Consider the following 20508-nt stretch of genomic DNA (forward strand, 5'->3'; position numbering starts at 1 on the left):
GAGAAGTCGGACTCCGACTACGACCGCGAGAAGCTCCAGGAGCGCCTCGCCAAGCTGGCCGGCGGCGTGGCCGTCATCAAGGTCGGCGCGGCCACCGAGGTCGAGCTCAAGGAGCGCAAGCACCGCATCGAGGACGCCGTTCGCAACGCGAAGGCGGCCGTCGAGGAGGGCATCGTCGCCGGTGGCGGCGTCGCCCTGGTGCAGGCCGCTGCGACGGCGTTCGACAAGCTCGAGCTGGTGGGCGACGAGGCCGTCGGTGCCAACATCGTCCGCGTGGCCACCGCCGCGCCGCTCAAGCAGATCGCGATCAACGCCGGCCTCGAGGGCGGCGTCGTGGCGGAGAAGGTCAAGGGCCTCGAGCCGGGCCACGGCCTCAACGCCGCGACCGGCGAGTACGTCGACATGATCGCCGAGGGCATCATCGACCCGGCCAAGGTGACCCGCAGCGCGCTGCAGAACGCCGCGTCCATCGCGGCGCTCTTCCTCACCACCGAGGCGGTCGTCGCGGACAAGCCGGAGAAGGCGGCGCCCATGGGCGCCGACCCGTCCGGCGGCATGGGCGGCATGGACTTCTGAGTCCCGCCCGCTCCGCTCCGCGCAGCCGGAGCACGTAGCACGAAGCACGCGAACGGCCCCTGTCCTCCGGGACGGGGGCCGTTCGTCGTCCCAGGACGGTCGAGTCCAGGGTTCCGACCAGTCGGTCGACGCGACCGCAGGTCCGGACCGGTCGGCAAAATCTCGGCCGCCGGCCGCCGCTGGCCGGGCCCACGGCTTACGGTCCGTGGATGCGACCGGCTCGGCGCTCGCGGCGGGCGGCCGTGCTGCTCGCCGTGGCAGCGCTCGTCCTGTCGGCGTTCGGCGCTCCGTCGTTCGCCGACCTCACCACGGCCTCGCCCGCGCCGCCGTACCTCCAAGGCACCGGCGAACGGTTCTACGCAGCCGCCAACAAGTCCTGGAGCCCCGCGCGTGAGCTGACGGCGGACGCCAGCAACAACCCGCTCAACAAGCCGCAGGGGGAATGGGACCCCGACACCGTGGTCTGGGCGAAGAAGTGCTCGAGCAAGGCCCAGACCGTGAGCTTCCAGCGCGAGCTCACGCTGCCCGGGGGGCCGACCACGTCGTCGTTCTCGATCGCCCCGGTCTACCCGTTCGGCGTCGCCAGCGCGTTCAAGAACTTCCGGCTCCAGCTCAACGGCGCCACCGTCGCGAAGGGTCCGCTGACCGGCTCGCCGTACAGCGGGCCGACGATCACGCTGGCGGCGCCGGCGCTCAAGCGGTTCCGCGACGGGAAGAACGTCGCCGTCGTCACGGTCGTGCGCGGTGCCCTGCCCTCGACCCAGAAGAAGTGCAACACCTCCGCCGCCGACCTGACGGGGGTGCTGTTCCGGTTCTCCGGTGACTTCGACGCCGACCTGTCGCTCGTCGACCCGTCGATCCCGACCACGAAGTACTACCGCGCCGGGCCCGAGGTCCGGGCGATCGTCAACCTCAGCCTGACGAACAACGGGCCGGCCGGCGTGGTCAAGGGCGGCATCTTCACGGCGAAGGTCACCGGCATCTCCGACCTGCTCATGCTCGGCGACTCCCCGACCCACATCCCCGGGACGTACCCGACGGCGCCGCCCTTCGACGACTGCGAGGCGACCACGCTCACCCCGAAACCCAACCTGTCGGTCCAGATCCGGTGCGAGCTGGGCGCGATGAAGGCCGGCGACGTCGGCTACCTCAGCCTCGGCCTCGCGCAGACCTTCCCGTCGACCGCGTTCGCCGAGACCGCGACCGTGGTCACCTGGCAGGTCTCCCACCCCATGGACAGCACCTACGACAACCTGCGCGGCGCCCAGCTCGTCTGGTGCGGCACGCTCTCGACGAAGCCGGAGTGCCTCGGTCTCAGTTGACCCTCGACCCCCCGGACCGTCCAGCGCGGATGGGTCCGGGTGCGCTGGTCACAAACCTCGACTCGACTGGTCAGAAGTCCCGACTCGACTGGACGCAACCCTCGACTCGACCTGGCGGTAGGGCGGTGTGTGAGGGTGGAGCGGTGGACGAGAGCCGTCGGGACCTCTTCGAGCAGGTGGCGCCGCGCCTGGTCGAGCCGCTGCGCCGCTACCTCGCCCGCCGCACCGACCCGGCGACCGCCGAGGACGTGCTGGCCGAGACCCTGCTCGTCTGCTGGCGGCGGGCCGAGGACCTGCCCGAGGAGCCGCTGCCCTGGGTGTACGGCGTGGCCCGCAACTGCCTGCGCAACGCCGAGCGTGCGGCCCGACGCCAGGAGCGGGTCGCCGCCCGGATCATGGCGCAGCCGGCCGACCCCGGCCCGCCCGAGGACCCCGCGCTGGACGAGGCCCTGGCCACGCTGCGCCCCGAGGAGGCCGAGCTGCTGCGCCTGTGGGCGTGGGAGCAGCTCGCGCCGGCCGAGATCGCGGTCGTCCTCGGCATCAGCCCCAACGCCGCCAGCACCCGGCTGACCCGCGCGAAGAAGAAGCTGGCGGACCGGCTGCGAAAGAGCAGGGCCGGTGCCGGACATGAGGAGTCGAGAGAGGGGAGGACACCGTGACCGACGAGCTGCGCAGCCGCCTGCAGGCCGCGGACCCGGCCTCCTCCCTGCCGGCGGCCGACCCCGAGCGGGTCGCCCGACTCCTGGAGGACGTCATGAGCACCGAGCTCACCACCGAGAACCGGGCGACCGGGACCCACGACCGCAGCCCCTTCACCTGGCTGGTGGCCGCTGCGGCGGTCCTCATCATCGCCGGCGTCGGTGTCTTCGCGGTCCTCGGCCACGACGACGACCCCGCGGCGCCGCCCACCGCCGCCGACGCCCGGACCGTCACCGAGCTGGGCGCACCGAGCGCGGCGGCGTACTCCGCCAAGTGCCTGGTCCCCACCGCCGAGACCCTCGCCGAGCAGCAGCTCGCCTTCGACGGCACCGTCACCGCCATCTCCGACGGCGTCGTCACGCTCCGCGTCACCCGCTGGTACGCCGGCGGCGACACCGACCTCGCCCGGGTCCAGGCCCCGCCGCAGGACCTCCAGGGGCTGATCGGCGCGGTCCGGTTCCAGGAGGACGGGCGCTACCTCGTCAGCGCCAGCAACGGCCAGGTGACCATCTGCGGGTTCAGCGCGCCGTGGTCCACGCAGCTCGCCGCGCTCTACGAGCAGGCCTTCGGGTGACGGTGCACGGCCTGCTGCTCGCCGCCGGCGCCGGGTCGCGGATGGGCACGCCCAAGGCGCTGGTGCGCGGCACGGACGGGGAGCCCTGGCTGGTCCGCGCGGTCCGCACGCTGACCGACGGCGGCTGCGCCCAGGTCGACGTGGTGCTCGGCGCCGCGGCCGAGGAGGCGCTGCCGCTGCTCGCCGACACCGGCGCGAGCCCGGTCGTCGCCGCCGACTGGGCGGCCGGCATGTCCGCCTCGCTGCGCGCCGGGCTCACCGCCGTCGAGGCCTCGGCGGCCGACGCCGTGGTGGTGACGCTCGTCGACCTCCCGGACGTCGGCGCCGACGTCGTCCGCCGGCTGCTCGACCCCGCTCCGGGCCCGGGCGCGCTGCGCCGCGCCTCGTACGACGGGCGGGTCGGCCACCCGGTCGTCCTCGGGCGTGACCACTGGGCGGGCGTCGCCGCCGAGACCGACGGCGACCGCGGGGCCCGGGGCTACCTGGCCACCCACGACGTCGAGGTCGTCGAGTGCGGCGACCTGGCCACCGGCGAGGACGTCGACCACGAGACCCGGCGTGAGCAGGGCTAGGCGCGCCGGATCCGCACCGGCCCGCGGGCGGTCCGCACGTCGACCACCTCGCCGCCCTGGGTGACCTCGACGCGGCCGGCGTCGGCGAGCCGGGCGGCGGCACCGCGGGCGGCGTCCATCAGCGGCCGCCAGTCCTCGGGCGCGACCGCGCGGGCGGCGTCCGACGGGCAGATCGTCGCCCCCGGCCGGCGCTGCTCGAGCAGGTCGAGGACGGCCTGCTCGAGGCGGGAGTCGAGGTCGCTCACCCCGTCAGTGTGACCGCGCGGTGGTCGTCGCCCAACCTCCGGCCAACACCTCCCCGCGTAGCCTGGCCGCATGGCCCTCGAGTCCCCGGACGCCGTCGCCGAACGCCTCGGCGCGACCGGCTACCTCTGCGACGAGGCGCTCGCCACGGTGACCTTCCTCGCGCTGCGCATGGAGCGTCCGCTGCTGCTCGAGGGCGAGCCCGGGACCGGCAAGACCGCGCTGGCGGAGGCGATCGCCGAGACGCTGGACCTGCCGCTGGTGCGGCTGCAGTGCTACGAGGGGATCGACGCGACCCAGGCGCTCTACGACTGGGACTTCCCGCGCCAGATCCTCCACCTGCGCGCGCTCGAGGCGGCCGGCGGCGCCAAGGAGCAGAGCGTCGAGGAGGCCGAGAAGAGCCTGTACGACGCCCGCTTCCTGCTGGCGCGACCGGTGCTCCAGGCGCTCCAGGACAGCCCGGCCGTGCTGCTGGTCGACGAGGTCGACCGCGCCGACGACGAGTTCGAGGCGTTCCTGCTCGAGGTGCTCTCGACCTACCAGGTCTCGATCCCCGAGCTCGGCACCGTCCGCGCCACGACGCCGCCGATCGTGGTGCTCACCTCCAACCGCACCCGCGAGCTGCACGACGCGCTCAAGCGGCGCTGCCTCTACCACTGGATCGAGCACCCGGGCCTCGACCGCGAGGTCGAGATCCTGCGCAGCCGCGCCCCGGAGGTGTCCGAGGCGCTGCGCCGCCAGGTCGTCGAGCTGGTGCAGCAGCTGCGCGACCGCGACGACCTCCAGAAGCCGCCCGGGGTGGCCGAGACGCTCGACTGGGCGCGCGCGCTCCAGCACCTCGGCACCACCGAGATCGACCTCGCCGCGGCGTCCGCCACGCTCGGGGCCCTCGTGAAGTACCGCGAGGACGCCGAGCGGGTCCGCCACGCGCTCGACCAGATGCTGCGCTCGTGACCACGACCGCCGACGCCCTCCGGCCGCAGCGCGGCGGCGACGAGGTGCTGCTCGGCTTCACCCGGGCGCTCCGCGCGGCCGGCGTGCCGGTGACGCAGGACCGCGCCCAGGGCTTCCTGGCCGCGGCCGCCGAGCTGGGGATGGGCGACCGGCGGGCGACGTACCTCGCGGGGCGCGCGACGCTCTGCGCCGGGCCGGACGATCTCGAGCGCTTCGACCAGGTCTTCACCGCGTTCTTCGACGCTCGCGACGGGCTGCCCCGGACGCGTCCCGCCCCGCCCTCCACCGCGCCGACGCCGTCGACGCTGCCGCTCGAAGAGGGCAGCGGCACCGGCGATGACGCCGTCGACGAGGACGTCGTGCGGGCGATGGCCAGCGAGACCGAGGTGCTGCGGCACCGCGACGTCGCCGCGCTCTCGGCCGCGGAGAAGCACCGGCTCTCCGGCCTGTTCGCCACCCTCCAGCCGCGGCCCCCGCTGCGTCGTACCGCCCGGCACCGGACCTGGCACCGCGGCCGGGTCGACGCCTCGCGCACGCTGCGCGCCTCGCTGCGCCGGATGGGCGAGCCCGCCGACATCGAGTGGCGCCGCCGCAGCGTGCGCCCGCGCCGGCTGGTGCTGCTGGTCGACGTGTCCGGCTCGATGAGCGGGTACGCCGACGCGCTGCTCCGCCTCGCGCACCGGTTCACCCAGGCCGGCGGGGTGGTGGAGACGTTCACGGTCGGCACCCGGGTCACCCACGTGACCCGCGCGCTGCGGCTGCGCGACCCCGAGCGGGCGCTGGTGGCCGCGGGCGAGACCGTGCCCGACTGGTCCGGCGGCACCCGGCTCGGCGAGACGCTGCGGTTCTTCCTGGACCGGTGGGGCCAGCGCGGGCTGGCCCGCGGCGCGGTCGTCGTGGTCTTCAGCGACGGGTGGGAGCGCGGCGACCCGACCCTGCTGGGCGAGCAGATGGCCCGGCTGCGCCGGATCGCGCACCGCGTGGTCTGGGTCAATCCGCACCGCGGCAAGGCCGGCTACGAGCCCGTCCAGCAGGGCGTCGTCGCCGCGCTGCCGCACTGCGACCACTTCGTCGCCGGGCACTCGCTGGCGACGTTCGCGGAGCTGGTGGAGGTGGTGTCCCGTGCGTGATGTGCTGTCCGAGCTGATGGCCTGGTGGCGGGCCGGCGAGACCGTCGGCGTCGGCACCGTCGTCGCCACCTTCCAGTCCGCCCCGCGGCCGGCGGGCGCCTCGATGCTGGTCGGCCCCGACGGCACCGCCGTCGGCTCGGTCTCGGGCGGCTGCGTCGAGGGCGCGGTCTACGAGCTCGCCCAGTCGGTCGTCGAGTCCGGCGAGCCCGTGCTCGAGCGCTACGGCGTCTCCGACGACGACGCCTTCGCCGTCGGCCTCACCTGCGGCGGGATCCTCGACGTGTACGTCGAGAAGGTGGACCGCGAGACCTTCCCCGATCTCGAGGAGATCGCCGCCGACATCGAGGCCGGCCGCCCGGTCGCCCTCGCCACGGTGATCGAGCACCCCGACCCGGCCTGGCTGGGCCGGCGGCTGGTGGTGCGGCCCGACGTTCCTGGGGGCATAGTCCCTGACGTTTCGGCCCCGGCCACCGGCGTGTCAGGGGCGCAAACGTCAGGGACTAACCCGGCGGGCAGCCTCGGCTCGGCCCGGGCCGACGACGCGGTCCACGACGACGCGCTCGGCCTGCTGGCCGCGGGCCACAACGCGACGCTGACCTACGGGCCCGACGGCGAGCGCCGCGGCGAGGGGATGCGGGTCTTCGTGTGGGCGTTCGCGCCCAAGCCGCGGATGCTGGTCTTCGGGGCGATCGACTTCGCGGCGGCCGTGGCCCGCGTCGGCAGCTTCCTCGGCTACCACGTGACCGTCTGTGACGCTCGTCCGGTCTTCGCGACCAACACCCGGTTCCCCGAGGCCGACGAGGTCGTCGTCGACTGGCCGCACCGCTACCTCGGGGCGGAGGTCGAGGCGGGCCGCGTCGACGCCCGGACGGTGATCGCGGTGCTCACCCACGACCCGAAGTTCGACGTGCCGCTCCTCGAGGTGGCGCTGCGCCTGCCCGAGGTCGCCTACGTCGGCGCGATGGGCTCGCGCCGCACCCACGAGGACCGCCTCGAGCGGCTGCGCGAGGCCGGTCTGGAGGAGAAGGAGATCGCCCGGCTCTCCAGCCCGATCGGCCTGGACCTCGGCGCCCGGACCCCGGAGGAGACCGCGATCAGCATCGCCGCCGAGATCGTCGCCGGCCGCTGGGGCGGCTCCGGCGAGCGGCTCGCGAGCCTGGACGGCCGGATCCACCGCGGCCTGGGGTGAGCGCTCGGAGGGGTTCAGCAGACGTGTGACGCAGGTCACCAGACCGGTGCTACCGTCGCCGGCATGCCGCGCAGCGACCTCCACTCCCGTCGCACGGACGCCGTGCGGGCGTGGACGTCGTTCGTCGAGCACGCCGACCCGCGGGCACCCTCGGTCCGCCCCGAGATCCTGACCAGCTGGACCCGGTCCGAGGCGGCCGTCCCGGTCGACGTCCGGGAGGCCCCTCTCGCCGACGAGACCGAGACCGCGTCGTACTGGCAGGGCTCCCCGCTGCAGACCGCCGTCGAGCGCGTCGAGGCCGAGCTGCGCCGCACCGCCGAGGACGGCGACCTCGTCGTCGCGGTGACCGACCCCGAGACCCGGATCCTGTGGACGTACGGCGGCCGGGTGATGCGCCGCAAGGCCGAGAGCGTCAACTTCGTGGCCGGGGCCCGCTGGGACGACGAGTCCGTCGGCACCAACGCCCTCGACCTCGCCAACCGGCTCGACGCGCCGCAGATGGTCTTCAGCGCCGAGCACTACGCCTCGATCGTGCACAACTGGGTCTGCTGGGCCGCGCCGGTCCACGACCCGGTGACCGGCACCCAGCTCGGCGTCATCGACCTGTCGACCACCTGGGACCGCACCCACCCGATCGGGCTGGCGACCGCCCGGGTGATGGCCCGGCTGATCGAGACCGCAATGCCGGCCTCCCACCACCACCCGGTGGCCGGCCTGCTCGACGAGCGCTCCGAGCCCGGCCTGGTGATGCGGCTGCTCGGCACCGCCGAGACCTGGATGGACGGCCAGCGGCTGCTGCTCAACCGCCGCCAGACCGAGGTGCTGGCGCTGCTGGCCATGCACCCCGAGGGGCTCTCGCTCGAGCAGCTGCACGCCTGCGTCTACGGCGACCAGGCCGTCACCCTCTCGACGCTCAAGGCGGAGGTCTCGCACCTGCGCTCCGCGCTCGGCGGGCAGCTCGCCTCGCGCCCCTACCGGCTCACGATGCCCGTCGCCACCGACGTCGACCTGGTGCTCACCCTGCTGCGCCGCGGTCGGGTCGGCGCCGCGGTCGACGCGTACGGCGGCGACCTGCTGCCCGGCACCAACTCGCCGGCCCTCAACGAGCTGGCCGAGTACGTCGCCGTCGCCGTCCGCGAGGCGCTGCTCGCCGACCCCGAGCCCGACGCCGTCGTGCGCTACAGCGAGCTGGCGCCGTACGACACCGAGGTGGTCGAGGTCTGCCTGGCCCGCCTCGCCGGCCGGCCGCACCCGACGGTCCCGCTGCTCAAGGGCCGGCTCGCCGCCGCCGTCCGCTGAGGGCGCGAGTCGGCGCGACGTGCACGCCGGCGTCGTCGGCGCGGGCGCCTACCCTCGGACCGATGGAGCTCCGCTACAGCCTGGCCGTCGTCACCGGGGCCGGTGCCGGCCTCGGGCGGGAGATCGCGGTCGCGCTGGCCCGCCGCGGGGTGTCCGTGCTGGTCGCCGACCGGGACCTCGCGGCCGCCCGGGCCACCGTCGACCTGGTCGCCGCCCACCGGGTGCGCGGCTGGGCGCTCGAGTGCGACGTCGCGGTCGAGGCCGACCTGCGCGCGCTGGCCGGCCGCGCCTGCGACCTCGGCGGCGCGGACGTGCTCGTCAACAACGCCGGCGGCTGGAGCGAGGGCGAGCAGTACCCCGCGGCGCCGTACGACTCCTGGAAGCGCACCCTCGACCTCAACCTCCGGGCGCCGATGCTGCTCACCCAGCTGTTCCTCGAGGGCCTCGACCAGCGGCGCGGGCCGCACCGCGTCGGTGCGGTCGTCAACGTCGCCTCCAGCGCGGCGCTCGGGACCGACGGCTACGGCTCGCCGGAGTACGCCGCGGCCAAGGCCGGCCTGGTCCGGTTCACGACCGCGCTCGCCGACCCGGTGACCGCCGAGCGCGCGCGGGTGACGGCGGTGGTCCCGGGCTGGATCGGGCTGCCGCGGGCGCAGGAGCAGTGGGCGGCGCTCGACGAGGACGAGCGGGCCGGGCTCGACCCGTTGGTCCCCACCGGCGACGTGGTCCGGGCCGTGGTCGACCTGGTCGCGCACGGCCGTCCCGGCCAGGTCGTGGAGCTGCTCTGAGCGCGCCGATTGCGACCTAACCCCACCGACTTACTACTCTTGGAGGCATGGTCGGTGTGGCGCAGGTCGAACAGCCCGTCCCGACGAGCGCGACACCGGACCGGCACCGGGTCGCGATCATCGGCGGTGGCGCGAGCGGGGTGCTCGCGGCGCTCCAGCTGCTCACCGGCTCCGACGACACGGGGCTGTGCGTGACCGTCCACGAGGCGACCGGCGTCCTCGGCCGCGGGATCGCCTACGGCACCTCCGACGCCCGCCACCTCCTCAACGTCCGCGCCCGGCACATGAGCGCGTTCGCCGACGTCCCCTCCGACCTCCTCGACTGGGCCCGCCGCGCCGGCCGCGACCCGGACCCGCTCGGCTTCCTCCCGCGGATGGACTACGCCGCCTACCTGCAGGACACGCTGGCCGCGGTCGCCGACCACCGGCTGACGATCAGTGCGGGCCGCGTCGACGACGTGGTGCCGGTGCCCGGCGGCTTCGAGCTGCACACGCGGGACCGGGTCTCGACCGCCGCGACCGTCGTGCTCGCGTACGGCAACCAGAAGCCCCAGGCGCTCGCGGTCGCCGGCGCCGACCTCGCCGAGCTGCCCGGCTACCTGCCCAACCCCTGGGACCTCGGGGCGATCCGCGCGCTGCCCGCCGACGCCACCGTCGCCGTCGTCGGCACCGGGCTGACCGCCATCGACACGGTGATCACGCTGCTCGAGGACGACCCCGGGCGGCGTGCGGTGATGGTGAGCCGGCACGGACTGCTCCCGTTCGGCCACATCGAGCAGCAGTCGACCGCCTGGGTGACCCAGGTGCCCGACGGCCCGCTGACGGCCGACGGCCTGGCGGCGCTGGTGCGCGCCCAGGTCGAGGCCGCGCGGCTCCAGGGCGTCGACTGGCGCAACGTCGTCGACGGGCTGCGCTCCTCGACCCAGGCGATCTGGCGGCGGCTCGACCTCGACGAGCGCCGACGGCTCCTCGACCGGTACGTCCGCGACTGGGAGGTCCGCCGGCACCGGATGGCGCCCGAGGTGGCCGAGCGCATCGACGGCTACCGGCGCGCCGGGCGGCTGACGGTGGTCGGCGGCGGCATCGCCGACGTCGACGTGCGCAGCGCGCGCGCCGTGCTGCGGATCCCCGAGCTCCCCGAGCCGGTGCTCGCCGACGCGGTCGTCAACTGCACCGGCCCGCTCACCGACGTCAGCCGGAGCGACGACCCGCTGCTCCAGGCGCTCCAGGCCCGCGGCCTCGTCGTCCCCGACCCGCTCCGGCTCGGGATCGACTCGACCCCGGCCGGCGAGGTGCTCGGCCGCGACGGCGACGTCGTCCCCGGACTGCTGGCCGTCGGGCCCCCTCGCAAGGGCACGCTGTGGGAGTCCACCGCGATCCCGGAGATCCGCACGCAGGCCGCCGAGGTCGGAGGCGCGGTGCTCGCCCGGGTCGTCGCTCGCTGACCAACCATCGTCCAACCGGGCGCTCCTAGCGTGACGTGGGCCACAGCAGGCCCCATGCCTCGAGGAGAGTCCATGACCCGGATCAGCCTGACCGTCGACGGAGCACGCGTCTCCGACGACGTCGAACCCCGCATGCTGCTCGTGCAGTACCTGCGCGAGCGGCTCGGCAAGACCGGCACGGTGATCGGTTGCGACACCAGCAACTGCGGTGCGTGCACCGTGCACCTGAACGGCACCAGCGTGAAGTCGTGCAACGTGCTCGCCGTCCAGGCCGACGGCGCCGAGGTGACGACGATCGAGGGGCTGGCACAGGACGGGCAGCTGCACCCGGTGCAGGAGGCCTTCCGCGAGTGTCACGGCCTCCAGTGCGGCTTCTGCACGCCCGGGATGATCATGCAGAGCGTCGACCTGCTCAACGAGAACCCCTCGCCCACCGAGGAGGAGATCCGGCTCGGGCTCGAGGGCAACCTGTGCCGCTGCACGGGCTACCACAACATCGTCAAGGCCGTGCAGCACGCCTCGGGTCAGGGGGCGAAGGCATGACCGCCACCCAGGAGCGTCCCGCCGACGAGGTCGAGCGCGAGATCGGCCGCGACCGGCGCCGCAAGGAGGACCAGCGGCTGATCACCGGTCGCACCCGCTGGACCGACAACATCACGCTGCCCGGGATGCTGCACCTCGCCATGGTGCGCAGCCCGTTCGCGCACGCCACGATCACCCGCATCGACACCAGCGCGGCGAAGGAGTCGCCGAACGTCGTCGCCGTCTACACCGGCTCCGACTTCGGCGCCGAGCTCGGCGCGATCATCAACGCCTGGCCGATCACCCCCGACCAGGTCACGCCGGCGCACTCGCCGATGCCCTCGGACCGGGTCGCCTTCGCGGGCGAGATCGTCGCGGTCGTGGTCGCGCGCAGCGCCGCCGAGGCCCGGGACGCCGCCGAGCTGGTCGACGTCGACTACGACGAGCTGCCGGCCGCCCTCGACCTGAAGAAGTCGGCCGCGGACGAGGTGCTGGCGCACCCCGACCTGGGGACGAACAAGTCCGCGCTGTGGGTGTTCAACTCCGGCGAGGCCGGCACCGGCGGCAACGTCGACGACGCGATCGCCAAGGCCCGCACCGACGGCATCGTGATCGAGCGGGAGTACCGCCAGCAGCGGCTGATCCCCGCCTTCATGGAGCCGCGCAGCGTGGTCGTCGACCCGACCGGCGAGCAGTACACGATGTGGTCGGCCACCCAGATCCCGCACATCGTCCGGTTCGCGCTTGCCGCGACCACCGGCGTCCCGGAGTCGAAGATCCGGGTGATCGCCCCCGACGTCGGCGGCGGCTTCGGCGGCAAGCTCCAGGTGACCCCGGAGGAGTGGATCGCCTGGGCGGTCGGCCGCCGGCTCGGCAAGCCGGTCAAGTACACCGAGACCCGCTCCGAGTCGCTGATGAGCGCCCACCACGGCCGCGACCAGTGGCAGAAGCTCACCCTGTCCGCCGAGAAGGACGGCACCGTCACCGGCCTCAAGGTCGAGCTGCTCGCCGACCTCGGCGCGTACGTCGCCATCGTCGGCGGCGGCGTCCCGGTCCTCGGCGCGTTCATGTTCAACGCGATCTACAAGTTCCCCGCCTACCACTTCCAGGTGCAGACGGTCCTCACCAACAAGGCCTGGACCGACGCCTACCGCGGCGCCGGCCGGCCCGAGGCGACGTACGCCATCGAGCGGCTGATGTCCGAGCTCGCCGCCGAGGTCGGCGTGGACCCGCTGGAGATCCGCGAGAAGAACTGGATCAAGCACGAGGAGTTCCCGTTCACCACGGTGGCCGGGCTCGAGTACGACTCCGGCAACTACGAGGCGGCGACCGCCAAGGCCAAGGAGATGTTCGGGTACGACGAGCTGCGGGCCGAGCAGAAGCGTCGCCGCGACGCCGGTGACCCGGTGCAGCTGGGGATCGGCATCTCGACGTTCACCGAGATGTGCGGCCTCGCGCCCAGCCGGGTGCTCGGCCAGCTCGACTACGGTGCGGGCGGCTGGGAGCACGCGGAGGTCCGGATGCTGGCCACCGGCACGGTGGAGGTCATCACCGGTGCGTCGGCGCACGGCCAGGGCCACGAGACGGCGTTCAGCCAGATCGTGGCGGACCGGCTCGGCGTGCCGTTCGAGAGCGTCGAGGTGCTGCACGGCGACACGCAGATCTCGCACAAGGGCCTGGACACCTACGGCTCGCGCTCGCTCGTCGTCGGCGGTGAGGCGCTGGTCCGGGCGGCCGACAAGGTCATCGAGAAGGCCAAGCCGATCGCGGCGCACCTGCTCGAGGCGTCGGTCGACGACCTCGAGTTCTCCGGCGGCCGGTTCTCGGTCCGCGGGACCGACCAGGGCATGGCGATCACGGAGATCGCGACGGCGGTCTTCGCGGCGCACAACCTCCCGGACGGGGTGGAGCCGAGCATCGACTCGGAGGCGACGTTCGACCCGGTGAACTTCAACTACCCGCACGGCACCCACCTCTGCGCGATGGAGGTGGACACCGAGACGGGCGCGGTGAAGATGCGCAAGTACGTCTGCGTCGACGACATCGGCAACATCGTCAACCCGCTGATCGTCTCCGGCCAGGTGCACGGCGGCCTGGTGCAGGGCATCGCCCAGGCGCTGTGGGAGGAGGCGGTCTACGACGACAGCGGGACCCTCGTGTCCGGGTCGTTCGTCGACTACCTGCTGCCGACGGCCGCCGACACCATCAGCTTCGAGATCGAGCACACCACGACCCCGTCGCTGACGAACTCGCTCGGCACCAAGGGCGTCGGCGAGGCGGGCACGATCGCCTCGACCCCGGCCGTGGTCGGCGCGGTCGTCGACGCGGTCCGCCACCTCGGCGTCACCGACATCCAGATGCCGTGCACGCCCGAGCGGGTCTACCGGGCCATCCACGGCTCCGGTGCCGGCGGCTCGACCGAGGGTGCCGCGATGCCGCACTTCGAGTCCGGCGGCGCGACCGGCAACCAGGAGCAACCCGGCACCTCGAGCACGGAAGGAGCCGGCGCATGATCCCGGCAGCGTTCGACTACGTCGCACCCACCTCGGTCGAGGAGGCGCTGGCGGCGCTCGCCGAGCACGGCGACGAGGCCAAGATCATCGCCGGCGGGCAGAGCCTGCTGCCGGTGCTACGGATGCGGCTCAACGCTCCGGAGATGATCATCGACCTCGGGAAGATCGAGTCCCTGCGCGGGATCCGCGACGACGGCGACGCGATTGTCATCGGGGCGATGACCCCGCACGCGGTCGTGGGCAGCGACCCGCTGGTCGCCGAGCACGCGGCGCTGATCTCCAAGGCGGTGGAGCACCTCGCCGACGCCCAGATCCGGCACCGGGGCACCTTCGGCGGCGCGCTCGCGCACGCCGACCCGGCAGGCGACCTCGGGGCACCGGCGCTCGCGCTCGGCGCGGAGTTCGTCATCCAGGGCGCCGGCGGCACCCGGACCGTCGCGGCCGACGACTTCTTCGTCGACCTCTTCGAGACCGCGATCGGCGAGGACGAGATCCTCACCGAGGTGCGGGTCCCGAAGCGCAGCGGCTGGGGTGCCGAGTACGAGAAGTTCGTGCGGGTCGCCCACCAGTGGCCGATCGTCGCGGTCGCCGCGACCGTCCGCATGGACGGCGGCACCATCGGCGAGGCACGGATCGGGCTCACCAACATGGGCTCGACGCCGATCCGCGCCCGGGCGGTCGAGTCGGCGCTGGCCGGCCAGCCCGCGACCGAGGACGCCGTACGCGCGGCCGCGGAGCAGGCCACCGAGGGCACCAACCCGCCCTCGGACCTCAACGGTGACGCCGACTACCGTCGCCACCTCGCCCGGGTCCTCACCCGGCGCGCGGTGCTCGCGGCCGCGGGAGGGTGAGCGCGTGGACCTGACCCATCGGTTCACCGTCCCGACCGGGGTCGAGGAGACCTGGGCGCACTTCCAGGACATCGCCCAGGTGGCGCAGTGCTTCCCCGGCGCCACGGTCACCTCGGTCGACGACGAGAGCTTCTCGGGCTCGGTGAAGGTCAAGCTCGGCCCGATCGCGCTCGTCTACAACGGCGCGGGCACGTTCGTGGAGAAGGACGACACCGCGCACCGCTTCGTCGTCGACGCCAAGGGCAAGGACAAGCGCGGCAACGGCACCGCCGGGGCGCTGGTCACCCTGACCATGGCCGAGGTCGACGGCGGCGGCACCGACGTCGAGGTGGTCACCGACCTCGCGATCACCGGCAAGCCCGCGCAGTTCGGGCGCGGGGTGATGCAGGACGTCTCCGACAAGCTGCTCGGCCAGTTCGTCGACTGCCTGCACCACCGGCTCGCGGAGGGCCAGGAGGAGCCGGTCGCTCCCGAGCCCGTTGCCGAGCCGGACACCGAGCCGATCGCTGCCGCCGCTGCCGCCGCTGCCGCCGCCAGCGCGGTACCTACGGACGAGACGGTCGTCTCCGGACCCGCGAAGCAGCCAGATCGTCCGTGGGTACCCTCCGGCGGGCCGGCGCAGGACGACTCGATCGACCTCGGGGCGACGGTGCTGCCGGTGCTGGCGCGGACCTACTGGAAGCAGGGGGTCGGCCTCCTCGCGGTGCTCGCCCTGCTGTGGTGGGTGGTCCGCCGCCGCCACTGACCGGCGCACCCCTCGCACCTCGCGCAACGTCATACGACCTGGTCGCCCCGGCGACCAGGTCGTATGACGTCCGGGCGTCGGCCTGGCGGGAGGTCATACGTGGTGGCTGCCCCGGCGACCGGGTCGTATGACGTCCGGGCGCCGGGCCGGCCCCACCGCCGCGCGGGAGGTCAGTCGGTCGCGGCGCTGATCGTCTTGGCCGAGGCCGAGGACAGCTCCTGGGGGTCGAGCCGGGTCGGGGCGCGCACGCCGTTGACGGCCGGGGTGAGCTGCGGCTCGAGGCGGACCACCGCGATCACGCCGCACAGCAGGCAGCCGATGACGAGCGAGCCGATGTAGAGTGCGCCGAGGTCGTGGGCGACGAGGAAGCCGGCGACCGGCGGGGCGATGATCGCCGCGAGCTGGAACGCCCCCGAGCTGAGCGCGTTGTAGCGCCCGCGGAGGTCGTCGGGCGCGAGCTCGTTGACCAGCGCCGGGATGGTCGGCTGGAGCAGCGTCTCGCCGAAGGCGAAGACCGACGCGCACGCGGCGACCAGCAACGTCGCGCCCCACGTCCCGGAGACCAGACCGGTCGCGCCGAGGAGCAGCCAGGACGCTGCCCACACCACGCTCATCACCGCGATCACCCGGGTCCGGCGCCGGCCCTCGATGCGCTGGAGGACGACGAGCTGCAGCACCACGATCACCAGGGTGTTCGCGGCGAAGGCGAGCCCGAGGCCACGGGTCGAGACGTCACCGACCGCCCGGGCGTACGCCGGCATGCCGGCGTTCAGCTGCGAGTAGCCGACGTAGGAGGACACGAACGAGAGCAGCATCAGCGTCGCGACCGCGGGCCGCCGCGCGACCTCGAGGTAACCGACCCGCACGACCGGACCGTCCTCGCCGTCCGACGTCGCACGCTCCGGCCGGCCCGCGACGTGGCGCAGCGGGACCGCGAGGAGGAACAGCCCGGGGAGGTACGACAGGGCGTCGGCGAGGTAGATCGTCTGGAAGGTCACCAGCCGCTCGACGTCGACGAAGACGCCGCCGATGATCCCGCCGATCCCGATCCCGAGGTTGAGCAGGGTGAAGTTCACGCCGAAGTAGCGCTGGCGCAGCTCGACCGGGACCACGGTCGCGATCAGGGTCTGGAAGCCCGGCCAGGACACCCCGAACGCGGCCCCGGACAGGAGCAGGGCGAAGGCGGCCGACCACTCGGTCGAGGAGAACGCGAGGAGCGTGTTGGAGACGACCTGCAGGGCGAGCGCGCCCATCAGGATCCGCCGGGCGCCGAACCGGTCGATCGCCGATCCGCCCGGCCCGACGACGAGGAACCCGACCAGCGGCGGCAGGCCGAGGAGCAGCCCGACGTGGCCGAGCTCGAAGCCGCGGACCTCGTGGAGGTAGACCACGTGGAAGGGCAGGACCAGGCCGGTCCCGATGAACTCGAACACGACGACGGAGAGCAGCAGCTTGCCCTCGCGCGGCAGGTCGTGCCAGAACGATGCGAGGGTCGGCTTGGGGTCGCGGGTGGGTGTCGTGCTCATCTAGACCAGTCTGGCAGCGACCGCCGACAGGCCGCATGCGGATTCCGGACCCGGTGATCGCGCCCTAGGCTCACCCCGTGAAGCGCGCGGTGGCCTACCTGATCGGCCTGGCCCTGGTGCTCCTCGCCGTGTTCCTGCCGGCGGCCTTCTACAACGTCGACCTCTCCTCAGGCGACAGCTACGAGCCGACCACCATCACGTCGTACGTCGCCGAGTTCGACGTCGACGACCAGGGCGACATGAAGGCGACCGAGACGATCAAGGTCGACTTCCCGACCGGCGACCGGCACGGCATCTTCCGGTTCTTCGACAAGGCGGACAACAGCGCCCCGAACGCCCGCCGCGTGCCGCACGACATCCAGGTCTCGATGGACGGGGAGGACGTCCCCGTCGAGCTCCTCTCGGAGAGCCACGGCCGCTACGTCAACGCGAGGATCGGCGACGCGAGCTCGACGCTGGACCCGGGCGAGCACACCTACGTGATCAGCTACGAGATCGACGGCGTGCTCGAGGAGGGCACGAACGGCCACGAGACGCAGTTCTACTGGAACCTGATCCCGGGCGGCTGGAAGCAGTCGATCGACCGGTCCGACCTCACCGTCCACCTGCCCGTCGCCGCCGAGGACGTCCAGTGCGCGGTCGGCGCCGGTGAGACGGGCGGCTGCCGCGCCAAGGGCGAGGGCACCCAGACGCTGCGGGTCCGCACCGGCAACCTCGAGCCGAACACCCCGGTCACGGTCAAGGCCGGCCTCGACATGCCGACGCCGCCCGCCGGCACGACGCTGCCCTGGACGCCGCGGTACGACTCGGTGCTCGGCCGGCGCGTGCCGGTCACGGTGGCCGTCCTGGTGCTGGCAGTCCTGGCCGGCCTCGGCGGCTACCTGCTGGCCCGACGTGCCCGCGAGTCGGACCCGCAGTTCCCGATCATGTACGCCCCGCCGGACGGGATCGGCCCCGCCCAGGCGGCGTACCTGGTGACCGAGGACGTCGACGACGAGCAGTACGTCGCCACCTTGCTCTACGCCGCCGAACGGGGTGCCATCGACCTGAACCACGCCGACGGCGTGTGGACGATCACCGACAAGAACGGCGCCGCGGGGTGGGCCGGCCTCGACGAGGTGACCGCCGGCGTGGCGCACCTGCTCGGTGGCCCGGGGACGTCCTTCACCGCCGCCCCCAAGGACGTGGCGGCGGGCAAGCGTCTGCAGAGCGAGATCTCCAGCTTCGAGGAGCGCACGAAGTCCTGGGCCAAGCGCGGCGGGCTGATGGTCGCGAGCGGGCTCGGCGGCTGGGGCACCATCGTCATCGGCGCCTGCTTCATCGGCGTGATCGCGATCGCGATCTGGAACCCGCTCGACATGACGCTGGTCGCGCTGATCCCGGGACTGTTCGCGGTCTTCGGCGCGGGCATCGCCGCGACCGGCGCCGGGACCAAGCGGACCAAGACCGGGCGCGACCTCTGGTCGCGTGCCGGCGGGTTCCGTCGCATCCTGTCCACGCCGTCGGCGCAGGACCGGTTCGACTTCTCCAGCCGCCAGGAGCTCTACACGGCGTACATCCCCTGGGCGGTCGCGTTCGGCTGCGCCGACCAGTGGGCCGAGAAGTACCGCACCGAGATGGGGGCCGAGCCCCCGGTGCCGTCGTACTTCGGCGGCTACTACGCGGGCGCGTACGCCGGCTCGGCGATCAGCTCGATGGTCGACGACTTCCAGTCCACCGTCAGCTCCGCGGTCTCCTCCTACCAGGCCACCCAGCGCTCGTCCTCCTCCGGTGGCGGCGGGTTCTCCGGTGGCGGCGGGGGCGGCGGCGGAGGCGGCGGCTCCTGGTGATCCCCTCGACGTAGAGACGTAGACCCCAACAAGGAGTTCACATGCTCATCGCCATCATCGTCATCGTCGTGATCGTGGCCCTGGTCGGCTTCGTGATCGTCGGTTTCAACAAGCTGCGCACCACCGACATCGGTGCCCAGGAGGCGCTCGGCGGCATCGACGTCCAGCTCACCCGGCGGGCCGACCTGATCCCCAATCTGGTCGAGACGGTCAAGGGCTACGCGGCGCACGAGAAGGGGGTCTTCGAGGAGGTCACCCGGGCGCGTGCGGCCGTGCAGGCCGCGGCCAAGGGGGACGACGTGCCCGCCAAGGCCGCCGCGGACGCCGACCTCAGCCAGGCGCTGGTGAAGGTGAACGCCGTCGCCGAGGCCTACCCCGACCTCAAGGCCAACGTGAACTTCCTCGACCTGCAGAAGCAGCTCGCGGAGACCGAGAACCAGATCTCCTTCGCCCGCCAGTACTACAACGACGCCGTGGCGACCCTGAACAAGCTGACCCAGACCATCCCGTGGATGTTCTTCACCGGGATCGCGAACGTGCACAAGCGCGACTTCTACGAGGCCCCCGAGGGCCACGAGAACGCGCCGGAGGTGAAGTTCTAGGTGTGATGCCCAGGCACGTTGGTCGAGATCGTGTGACGACACGGTCTGAGGTCGTGGATGGGTGAAGGCCTCCCGGTGTGGAGTGGAGCTGTCTAGAAACCGCTTCACACCCAGGAGGCCTTCGTGTCCCACGCTACCCATGCCAACGCTGCCCTGACGCCACGCGCCCGGCTCAAGCTGGCTCGATTGATCGTCGAGCAGGACTGGCCGGTCCCGCGCGCTGCCGAGCGGTACGACGTTTCGTGGAAGACCGCGAAGAAGTGGGCCGACCGGTATCGGGCCGAAGGGCCGGCCGGGATGCTCGACCGGTCCTCGCGTCCCCATCGCCAGCCGAACCGCACGCCGGCCCCGGTGGTACGCAAGATCGTCCACCTGCGGTGGAAGCAACGCCTGGGACCGGTCGAGATCGGTGACCGTCTCCAGGTGCCGTCCTCGACGGTGCACGCGGTCTTGACCCGGTGCCGGCTCAACCGGCTCACCTACCTCGACCGCGCGACCGGCGAGCCAATCCGCCGCTACGAGCACGACCATCCAGGTGACCTGCTCCACCAAGATGTGAAGAAGCTCGGCAAGGTCCCCGACGGCGGTGGCTGGCGCTACGTGGGGCGCGAACAAGGCAAACGCAACCGCGCCGCCACTGCGGCCCGAACCGGTACTCCGAAGAGCAAGTACCGCCAGCCCCTGATCGGTACCTGTTTCCTGCACACCGTCATCGACGACCACTCCCGAGTCGCCTACGTCGAGGCCCACGACAACGAGACCAAGGAGACCGCTGCGTTGGTCCTACGCAACGCGGTCGCCTGGTTCGCCGAGCGCGGCGTGACCGTTCAACGGGTGCTCACCGACAACGGCGGATGCTACCGCTCGTTCTTGTGGCGAGACACCTGCGCCGAGCTCGGCGTCACACCCAAGCGGACCCGGCCCTACCGGCCACAGACCAACGGCAAGATCGAACGGTTCCACCGGACCCTGGCCGAAGGCTGGGCGTTCAAGAAGTTCTACACCTCCGAAACCGCCCGACTCGCCGCCCTGCCAGGATGGATCCACCAGTACAACCACCACCGGCCCCACTCGGCCATCGGTAAGCGCTCACCCATCACCCGGTTGGACAACCTGGCTGGGCATCACA

At 72.9% G+C, this 20508-nt stretch carries 20 protein-coding genes; 18 read left to right on the top strand and 2 right to left on the bottom strand.

The features are described from left to right. From ACILQ5_RS20800 to ACILQ5_RS20820, 5 genes are all read left to right on the top strand, one after another. On the top strand, positions 1–576 hold a 576-nt coding region (locus ACILQ5_RS20800), incomplete at its 5' end, for a TCP-1/cpn60 chaperonin family protein (protein WP_395659944.1). Positions 577–785: 209 nt separating this feature from the next. Next, positions 786–1898: a hypothetical protein gene (locus ACILQ5_RS20805; RefSeq protein WP_395659945.1), complete on the top strand. Its 1113-nt coding sequence runs from the start codon at positions 786–788 to the stop codon at positions 1896–1898. 143 nt (positions 1899–2041) lie between these two features. Next, positions 2042–2557, top strand: coding sequence for an RNA polymerase sigma factor (locus ACILQ5_RS20810; protein WP_395659946.1), 516 nt, complete (start codon positions 2042–2044; stop codon positions 2555–2557). Further along, on the top strand, positions 2554–3171 hold the full coding sequence (locus ACILQ5_RS20815; RefSeq protein ID WP_395659947.1) for a hypothetical protein: 618 nt from the start codon (positions 2554–2556) through the stop codon (positions 3169–3171). The genes ACILQ5_RS20810 and ACILQ5_RS20815 overlap by 4 nt, the downstream gene beginning before the upstream one ends. Further along, positions 3168–3743 (top strand): NTP transferase domain-containing protein, encoded by a 576-nt coding sequence (locus ACILQ5_RS20820; protein WP_395659948.1) that lies wholly within the window; start codon positions 3168–3170, stop codon positions 3741–3743. Before ACILQ5_RS20815 ends, ACILQ5_RS20820 begins: the two co-directional genes overlap by 4 nt. On the opposite strand, the gene ACILQ5_RS20825 is transcribed toward ACILQ5_RS20820, so the two are convergent. Continuing rightward, a complete protein-coding gene (locus ACILQ5_RS20825; RefSeq protein ID WP_395659949.1) occupies positions 3740–3988 on the bottom strand; it encodes a DUF3253 domain-containing protein in 249 nt (82 codons plus the stop codon). The genes ACILQ5_RS20820 and ACILQ5_RS20825 overlap by 4 nt on opposite strands. 70 nt (positions 3989–4058) lie before the next feature. Between ACILQ5_RS20825 and ACILQ5_RS20830 the strand changes: the two genes are divergently transcribed. The 10 genes from ACILQ5_RS20830 to ACILQ5_RS20875 all read left to right on the top strand — a co-directional run bounded on the left by ACILQ5_RS20830 (position 4059) and on the right by ACILQ5_RS20875 (position 15422). Beyond that, complete coding sequence (locus tag ACILQ5_RS20830) at positions 4059–4940, top strand: AAA family ATPase (RefSeq protein ID WP_395659950.1); 882 nt, start codon at positions 4059–4061, stop codon at positions 4938–4940. Beyond that, positions 4937–6070 (top strand): VWA domain-containing protein, encoded by a 1134-nt coding sequence (locus ACILQ5_RS20835; RefSeq protein WP_395659951.1) that lies wholly within the window; start codon positions 4937–4939, stop codon positions 6068–6070. The genes ACILQ5_RS20830 and ACILQ5_RS20835 overlap by 4 nt, the downstream gene beginning before the upstream one ends. After that, positions 6063–7259 carry an XdhC family protein gene (locus tag ACILQ5_RS20840; RefSeq protein WP_395659952.1) on the top strand — a complete coding sequence of 399 codons (1197 nt, stop codon included), beginning with the start codon at positions 6063–6065 and terminating at the stop codon, positions 7257–7259. The genes ACILQ5_RS20835 and ACILQ5_RS20840 overlap by 8 nt, the downstream gene beginning before the upstream one ends. 63 nt (positions 7260–7322) lie before the next feature. Beyond that, the gene (locus ACILQ5_RS20845) at positions 7323–8558 is read left to right on the top strand and encodes a transcriptional regulator (protein ID WP_395659953.1); all 1236 of its coding nucleotides are present in this window, start codon (positions 7323–7325) and stop codon (positions 8556–8558) included. A gap of 62 nt (positions 8559–8620) precedes the next feature. Continuing rightward, entirely contained in the window at positions 8621–9346 is a 726-nt protein-coding gene (locus ACILQ5_RS20850) for an SDR family oxidoreductase (RefSeq protein WP_395659954.1), read from the top strand. A gap of 47 nt (positions 9347–9393) precedes the next feature. Beyond that, positions 9394–10791: an FAD/NAD(P)-binding protein gene (locus tag ACILQ5_RS20855; RefSeq protein ID WP_395659955.1), complete on the top strand. Its 1398-nt coding sequence runs from the start codon at positions 9394–9396 to the stop codon at positions 10789–10791. 72 nt (positions 10792–10863) lie between these two features. Next, positions 10864–11334, top strand: coding sequence for a (2Fe-2S)-binding protein (locus ACILQ5_RS20860; RefSeq protein ID WP_395659956.1), 471 nt, complete (start codon positions 10864–10866; stop codon positions 11332–11334). Further along, complete coding sequence (locus ACILQ5_RS20865; protein ID WP_395659957.1) at positions 11331–13826, top strand: xanthine dehydrogenase family protein molybdopterin-binding subunit; 2496 nt, start codon at positions 11331–11333, stop codon at positions 13824–13826. The genes ACILQ5_RS20860 and ACILQ5_RS20865 overlap by 4 nt, the downstream gene beginning before the upstream one ends. Beyond that, a complete protein-coding gene (locus ACILQ5_RS20870) occupies positions 13823–14677 on the top strand; it encodes an FAD binding domain-containing protein (RefSeq protein WP_395659958.1) in 855 nt (284 codons plus the stop codon). The genes ACILQ5_RS20865 and ACILQ5_RS20870 overlap by 4 nt, the downstream gene beginning before the upstream one ends. A 4-nt stretch (positions 14678–14681) precedes the next feature. Then, positions 14682–15422, top strand: coding sequence for an SRPBCC family protein (locus tag ACILQ5_RS20875; protein ID WP_395659959.1), 741 nt, complete (start codon positions 14682–14684; stop codon positions 15420–15422). Positions 15423–15592: 170 nt separating this feature from the next. Here ACILQ5_RS20875 and ACILQ5_RS20880 read toward each other — a convergent pair whose 3' ends face one another. Then, complete coding sequence (locus ACILQ5_RS20880) at positions 15593–16948, bottom strand: MFS transporter (RefSeq protein WP_395659960.1); 1356 nt, start codon at positions 16946–16948, stop codon at positions 15593–15595. A 77-nt stretch (positions 16949–17025) separates the two neighbouring features. Between ACILQ5_RS20880 and ACILQ5_RS20885 the strand changes: the two genes are divergently transcribed. The 3 genes from ACILQ5_RS20885 to ACILQ5_RS20895 form a co-directional block, all read left to right on the top strand. Next, positions 17026–18777, top strand: a complete 1752-nt coding sequence (locus ACILQ5_RS20885; RefSeq protein ID WP_395659961.1) for a DUF2207 domain-containing protein — start codon at positions 17026–17028, stop codon at positions 18775–18777. A gap of 41 nt (positions 18778–18818) precedes the next feature. Then, a complete protein-coding gene (locus ACILQ5_RS20890; RefSeq protein ID WP_395659962.1) occupies positions 18819–19379 on the top strand; it encodes a LemA family protein in 561 nt (186 codons plus the stop codon). A gap of 123 nt (positions 19380–19502) precedes the next feature. Continuing rightward, a partial coding sequence (locus tag ACILQ5_RS20895) for an IS481 family transposase (RefSeq protein ID WP_395659963.1) occupies positions 19503–20508 on the top strand: 1006 nt, incomplete at its 3' end.

Source organism: Nocardioides sp., assembly GCF_044226305.1.
Classification (GTDB): domain Bacteria; phylum Actinomycetota; class Actinomycetes; order Propionibacteriales; family Nocardioidaceae; genus Nocardioides.